Origin of the sequence: Bacillus sp. JJ634 (assembly GCF_036962285.1) — a bacterium.
Lineage (GTDB): Bacteria > Bacillota > Bacilli > Bacillales > DSM-1321 > Peribacillus > Peribacillus asahii_A.
Genome location: NZ_JBALMU010000027.1, coordinates 45,131 through 51,289 on the forward strand (window position 1 = coordinate 45,131; position 6,159 = coordinate 51,289).

Here is a 6,159-nt window from a genome sequence, read left to right on the forward strand (position 1 = left end):
ACTACTCCTCCTTTTTCATCCATTTCTGTTTACTCTGCCGTGATAGCTGCTTAAAACGATATTCAGCTTGCATAGCCTCCTTTTTCGTATCAAAGGTTTCATAATAAATAAGTGAAACAGGCGTTCTTCCACGCGTATATTTGGCCCCTTTTCCTTGATTATGAAGATTTACACGGCGTTCTAGATGATTTGTATAACCTGCATAATAGCTTGTATCTGCGCATTCTAATACATAAAAATAATGCTTACTGCTCTCCATATAAAATCCTTCTAATGTCTGGATTATATTCATTTTGTTCATTATAGACGACAAGCGGTGGTAACACCTTTAAGTCTGGGTTCCCATCTTTAATGCCCTCAATTAAAATCGTATTCGCTTCTTTATTTTGTTTTGGATAGACAAACTGAAGTCGCTTCGGCTCAATGCGATATTGCCTCATTAGACTTAATATATCCATTAATCGCCCTGGACGATGAACAAAAGCAGCCTTTCCTCCTTGGCGTAACAATTGACTGCTTACTCGAATGACGTCTTCAAGGTTACACATAATCTCATGACGAGCAATTGCATAATGCTCATTTTTATTGATTTCCTCTTGAGAAGGTGTTGGAAAATACGGTGGATTACACGTCACTACATCGTATTTGCTATACCCAATCTCCTTCACTATCTCTTTCAAATCACCATGAATCATCTCAATTTGCTGGGATAGCTCATTATAGTTTACACTTCGACGCGCCATATCACAAAGCCGCTCTTGAATTTCAACACCTATAATTGACCCTTTTGTCCGAGTACTCAATAACAACGGGATAATCCCATTTCCTGAACATAGATCAACTAGTTTCCCTTTTTGAATTGGTACATTCACAAACTTCGACAATAGCACGGCATCTAATGAAAAGGCAAACACAGAAGGGCTTTGAATAATTCTTAAATCCTCTGCTAATAAATAATCAAGTCGCTCATCTTCTCTAAGTTGCACCATAGATTGTTTCCTCCTAGCCATTTTTCATCGTACAAAAAAGGTCTGACTCATGCTTACATGTCAGACCCTGAATTACTATATATTATCATGTAAAAGAGACAAATAAACGCTCCCTAGGCTATTTTTTATTTAAAAAGGATAGACAGAAGAGACAATCTCCTTCTTTACGTAAACTACCAAAATGAAGATTACAAATATGAAAACCTTCTTGATAAATGCGAGCTAAGTTATCATACCCTTCACCGATATCTATAGCCTTTTCCTCACTATTTATCGACTTCACTTTCACCTTGCTGGCTCCTTTTTTAGCAGCCTTTGGCACTTCAATTAAATCTAATCTACGTCGCAAGTGGTCATTCTCCAGCTTTAATGATTGATTATCTTCCAATACTTCGGCAAGATGTTCTTTCAATTCTCCAAGCTGTTTGTACAGTTGACCGATTTGGGTTTCCATACTCGTAACCGATTCAAAAATCTCTTTCTTATCCACGCTACCCACCACCTTACTAATCTGTGGCTTGAATAGAAACGGCTCCCTCGTTTAGAATCTCATCTAAAGTATATTCTAATACTCTGTCTTGTTCGATTAATTCAACTTGAAGTACACGTTCTAGAATGTTAAGCCCAACTACCTTGCCTTTACCGTTTGGAGTTTTAATAATTTCCCCTAAATCAGGAAGCAGTTCTTTTGCACTTTCGTATTCATCATTTTCATATTTTAAGCAACACATCAGACGTCCGCATAAGCCTGATATTTTTGTTGGATTTAACGATAGGTTTTGGTCTTTCGCCATTTTAATGGAGACAGGCTCAAAGTCACCAAGAAACGTTGAACAGCAAAGCATCCGGCCACATGGTCCAATTCCGCCTAGCATTTTAGCTTCATCGCGTACACCAATTTGACGAAGTTCAATTCTAGTTCGAAAAATAGCAGCCAAGTCTTTCACTAAATCACGAAAATCAACACGTCCATCTGCTGTAAAAAAGAAAACGACTTTATTTCGATCAAATGTATACTCAACATCAACAAGCTTCATATCTAGCTTATGTTCTTCTACCTTTTGACAACAAATATCGTAGGCCTCTTTAGCAGCCGCTTTATTCTCCTCTACAATTAACCGATCTTTTTTATCCGCAATCCTTAACACTTTTTTCAAAGGCAGGACAACATCATTTTCTCCTACTTGCTTCCGGGCTGTTACAACCTTGCCGAATTCCACACCACGAACGGTTTCCACTATGACAAAGTCATCCTTAGGAATATCGATTTCACCCGGATCAAAATAGTATATTTTGCCCGCTTTTTTAAAACGGACGCCTACAACATCATACAAATCATGATCCCTCCTGCAAATTCAGCACGAGCTGTTCCATTAACAGCTGTGGATTTGTATTGGACGACAACTTTCGTTTCGTATCCAAAATAGTGCCCATACAATCTGCAAGACGCCTTTGTGAGAGCTGAAGAGCATGAGAGGCAAGCTCTTCTTCCTGATTTTGAAACACGACGAAGTTCCGCTTGTCCAATTGAATATATAGTAAATCCTTATAAATCAAAAGTAGTAAATCAAGCCCTTTATCTAGTTGCTCTCGTTCCTTAAAGTGAGAAAACCAATCCGTTTGTAAAAATAACAATGCCTTCATCCGGTTTTGTTTTAACACTTCATATAATTTTACCACTATTTTTTGAGCTTGTACAAACCATTCATCGTGACTCAGCGCTAAACCTTCTTCTACATTTTGAGTAATTTGGGAAATAACGGAGGCAATTTGCGGTTGAAGATTGTGCTCTACCAATTTTTGTTTCACATTCTCAGGAGAAAGCGGCTGAAAGGTTAATACTTGACATCGCGAAATAATCGTTGGTAATATCCTTTGAACTTGCTCAGTCATTAAGATGGCAACCGTATCATCCGATGGTTCTTCTAGAAATTTCAATAAGCTATTAGCCGCACCTACGGACATTTTATCAGCATCAGCAATCATATAGATTTTCCGATTTGCTTCTACACTTTTTTTCGAAAATTCCTCTTGAAGCTGTTTAATTTGCTCCTTTTTAATCGATAAGCCATCTCGCTCGATATAATGAACATCTGGATGATTTCCACTCATGATTCGCTTGCAATTTCTACACTCTTCACATGGCTCATAACCAGCAATAGGAGCTTCACACAACAAGCTTTTAGCAAAAACATGGCTCACTTCATGTTTACCTATTCCTTTTTCTCCTTCAAACAAATAAGCATGTGCCACTCGTTTTTTTACTAAGCTATTTTGCAACATCCTCATAATCTGCGGCTGTACTTGTTTTGCTTCCTGCCATGTTTTATTCAAAATGATCAACTCACTTAAGTATTATAAATTCATGTATCAGATACAAACTGTATTATTTTCTCATTATATCAATTATTAGAAAGGAAGATAATGACAAATCGTTGTCCTATCATCCTTTTTTATGCAAAAATTCTACAATACTTTGCTTTGCCTGTTCAAACACGACCTCTAACGATTGACTCGCATCAATTAATACGAATCTCTCCTTCCATCGATTCATTACAAGCTGATAGCCTTCACGTACTTTTTTATGGAAATCGATTGTTTCCAGGTCTAAACGATTCACTTCCCGATGATTATTCGCTTGAATTCGCTTTAATCCTTCATCTGGTTCAATATCAAAATACAGCGTTATATCTGGCATAACATCAGCAATCGCAAATGTATTAATACTATAAATTTCTTCAATTTCTAAGCCGCGTGCATACCCTTGATAAGCAAGCGAGCTATCAATAAAACGATCACATAGTACAATCATTCCCTGCTCTAATGCAGGAATAATTCTCTCAACTAGATGCTGACGCCTTGCTGCAGCATACAATAAAGCTTCCGTTCTTGAATCCATCGCTGTATTCTCTTTATTTAAAATCACTTCTCGAATTTGTTCTGCAATTGGAATTCCGCCTGGTTCCCTAGTTACAACAACACGATGTCCTTCCTTTTCTAAAGCAGCTCCTAAAAGTTGCAATATCGTTGTTTTTCCAGCACCTTCAGGCCCTTCCAATGTAATAAATGCTCCACGATTCATCGCTTATCCCACCGTTCATTATTTTACTGCTAGTATATCATTTTAACGGACAGACCCAGATTCGTAAACGATAAGCTCACCACTCATCAATGCTTGTCCACCGTGAAAACGGGATTTATGTGCTAATAAATGTTTTAAAGTCGCCACTTTCTCAGCTGTAATCATTTCCCCCGGCATAATAAAAGGAATCCCTGGAGGATATGGAATGACCATTTCTGCTGAAACTTGACCAATTGCTTCATTTAATAAAACTTGTTTTGTTTTCATTTGCTTCATATCTGAATAAGATACTACTAGTGTTGTTATGATTGCTTCTTCCTTCCATTGAATCATAGAAGAAGTACTATTTTGTCCCTTCTTCCCTTTTAGCACTCCTTGTATTTGTTCAATGGTCTGTCGTAAAGGATAAAACTGTTCCTTTTTTAATAATGGCAATATGAGTAAGACATTGCGGGGATCCGCCAATTCAGAATAAATGCCTGCTTCTTCAAGTAAAGCTTGTACTTCATAACCACTTAGTCCCTGTGTTGATCGAATACTCACCTTTAGCGGGTCAGCTGCAACACCTTTAGGCGGTTCTAACACTTCAACTTCTTTAACAGCAGATAGCTGGTCCTTAAAGTCAGCTATTCTCTTGATAAGGAATTGACAATCATCCTCTGTAAAAGCAGCCAAATATGCTCGCGCCAAATCAAGCGATCCCATTATTGGATAAGATGGGCTGCTTGACTGTAGCATTTGTAAGTACCATTCAATTCGTTCTCTACTAACTAAGGTAGTATTCACATGTAAATAAGAGCCCATTGTCATCGCAGGTAACGTTTTATGAGCTGAGTGGACCACTACATCTGCTCCTGCTTCAATCGCACTTTGTGGAAATTGATTATCGACAGAGAAATGGGCTCCATGTGCTTCATCAACTAATACTGGAATTCCTTTATCATGGGCTACTGTTATAATGGAGGATAACTCCTGGCTGAGACCATAATAATTAGGAGAAGTCAAAATAATCGCCTTTGTCTCTGGATACAAGTTCAAAGCCTCTGTGATCAGCTGAACATCAAGCCCTCCAGCAACTTCCCACTCTTTATAAATCGTTGGTTGTAAAAATACCGGTTTAACGTTGGCTAACATAAGGCCATGCAGAATAGATTTATGGCAATTACGTTGGACAAGTACAGTATCTCCCTCTTCACATGTTCCCATAATCATTGCTATATTTCCTACAGTCGAACCATTTACAAGAAAATAACTGTTCTGCACATCATAGAGGTTAGCTAATAGCTGCTCAGCTTCTTTAATTGGACCTTCTGGTGCATGCAAATCATCTAATCCTGATAGCTCAGTTGCATCTATTTGAAGTAAAGACTCATACATCTTTCTGCCTTGCTTCGTAAATATTTGTCCGTTTTTATGTCCTGGTACATGATAGGAAACTTTATTTTCTTTATGAAAAGCTGCTAAAGCGCTAAATAACGGTGTCTGTAATTGATTCATGTATCTCTTCCCTCAATCCATGGATTCATATTCTTATTTTACCAAATAAAAATTTCTTTCTCTCCCCATAGATATACTTTTATACATAATAAAAAGTCAAGGGGACCGTTTCCTTGACTCTCTGATTCTCTAAATATATTCTTACGAAAAGATTTCAGGATGTGTAATTTTTTTTAATTGCTTGAGATAATATTTATACCGCTCATCCTTCGTATCCGTTGTAATGATCTCACGCTCACATTCCTCGCAAATAAATGATGTATATACATAAATACCTGATGTTTTTCTACATTCACAAACCACGCATGTTTCCCCTGCCGTTTTTTCGGTTGTTGTTGTTTCCAACATCTCCACCTCCATACCTGCATTCTCTCCAAAAACTTTTTTTCTTATACCTACTATATAAATAGTTTAAGAGAACTGGGATAACTGCTCATAACAATGTATGATAAAGGTATTCGATACGTGTATGTCTCTTTGAAAGTTTATAAGGCATATGCTGATTAAAAAAATTCCCATTGATTTCTTCCTGCTAAAACATAAAAAAGATCAGCTTTTCAGCTGATCTCATGCTTGCCTGGCAACGTCCTA

Annotated in this window: 8 protein-coding genes; all 8 read right to left on the bottom strand. The window is 37.5% G+C overall.

Features of this window, described 5'->3' with window-relative positions:
• Position 1: 1 nt before the first annotated feature.
• A complete protein-coding gene (locus V7068_RS05445) occupies positions 2–259 on the bottom strand; it encodes a GIY-YIG nuclease family protein (RefSeq protein ID WP_127758601.1) in 258 nt (85 codons plus the stop codon).
• The gene (locus V7068_RS05450; protein ID WP_119117781.1) at positions 246–989 is read right to left on the bottom strand and encodes a tRNA1(Val) (adenine(37)-N6)-methyltransferase; all 744 of its coding nucleotides are present in this window, start codon (positions 987–989) and stop codon (positions 246–248) included. The genes V7068_RS05445 and V7068_RS05450 overlap by 14 nt, the downstream gene beginning before the upstream one ends.
• A 118-nt stretch (positions 990–1,107) precedes the next feature.
• Positions 1,108–1,479 (bottom strand): DNA replication initiation control protein YabA, encoded by a 372-nt coding sequence (gene yabA, locus V7068_RS05455; RefSeq protein WP_252288156.1) that lies wholly within the window; start codon positions 1,477–1,479, stop codon positions 1,108–1,110.
• A 16-nt stretch (positions 1,480–1,495) separates the two neighbouring features.
• Entirely contained in the window at positions 1,496–2,323 is an 828-nt protein-coding gene (locus tag V7068_RS05460) for a PSP1 domain-containing protein (RefSeq protein WP_127758599.1), read from the bottom strand.
• 1 nt (position 2,324) lies between these two features.
• Complete coding sequence (gene holB / locus V7068_RS05465; protein WP_499711426.1) at positions 2,325–3,323, bottom strand: DNA polymerase III subunit delta'; 999 nt, start codon at positions 3,321–3,323, stop codon at positions 2,325–2,327.
• A gap of 109 nt (positions 3,324–3,432) precedes the next feature.
• Positions 3,433–4,071 (bottom strand): dTMP kinase, encoded by a 639-nt coding sequence (tmk, locus tag V7068_RS05470; protein ID WP_499711428.1) that lies wholly within the window; start codon positions 4,069–4,071, stop codon positions 3,433–3,435.
• A 42-nt stretch (positions 4,072–4,113) separates the two neighbouring features.
• Complete coding sequence (locus tag V7068_RS05475) at positions 4,114–5,568, bottom strand: aminotransferase class I/II-fold pyridoxal phosphate-dependent enzyme (protein WP_499711430.1); 1,455 nt, start codon at positions 5,566–5,568, stop codon at positions 4,114–4,116.
• A gap of 141 nt (positions 5,569–5,709) precedes the next feature.
• A complete protein-coding gene (locus tag V7068_RS05480) occupies positions 5,710–5,916 on the bottom strand; it encodes a sigma factor G inhibitor Gin (RefSeq protein ID WP_499711431.1) in 207 nt (68 codons plus the stop codon).
• Positions 5,917–6,159 lie beyond the last annotated feature (243 nt).

Excerpts from the sequence above, each read along its gene's own strand:
- V7068_RS05450 (WP_119117781.1), bottom strand. The coding sequence starts at position 989 with ATGGTGCAACTTAGAGAAGATGAGCGACTTGATTATTTATTAGCAGAG.
- V7068_RS05445 (WP_127758601.1), bottom strand. The coding sequence starts at position 259 with ATGGAGAGCAGTAAGCATTATTTTTATGTATTAGAATGCGCAGATACA.
- V7068_RS05475 (WP_499711430.1), bottom strand. The coding sequence starts at position 5,568 with ATGAATCAATTACAGACACCGTTATTTAGCGCTTTAGCAGCTTTTCAT.
- V7068_RS05480 (WP_499711431.1), bottom strand. The coding sequence starts at position 5,916 with ATGTTGGAAACAACAACAACCGAAAAAACGGCAGGGGAAACATGCGTG.
- tmk (WP_499711428.1), bottom strand. The coding sequence starts at position 4,071 with ATGAATCGTGGAGCATTTATTACATTGGAAGGGCCTGAAGGTGCTGGA.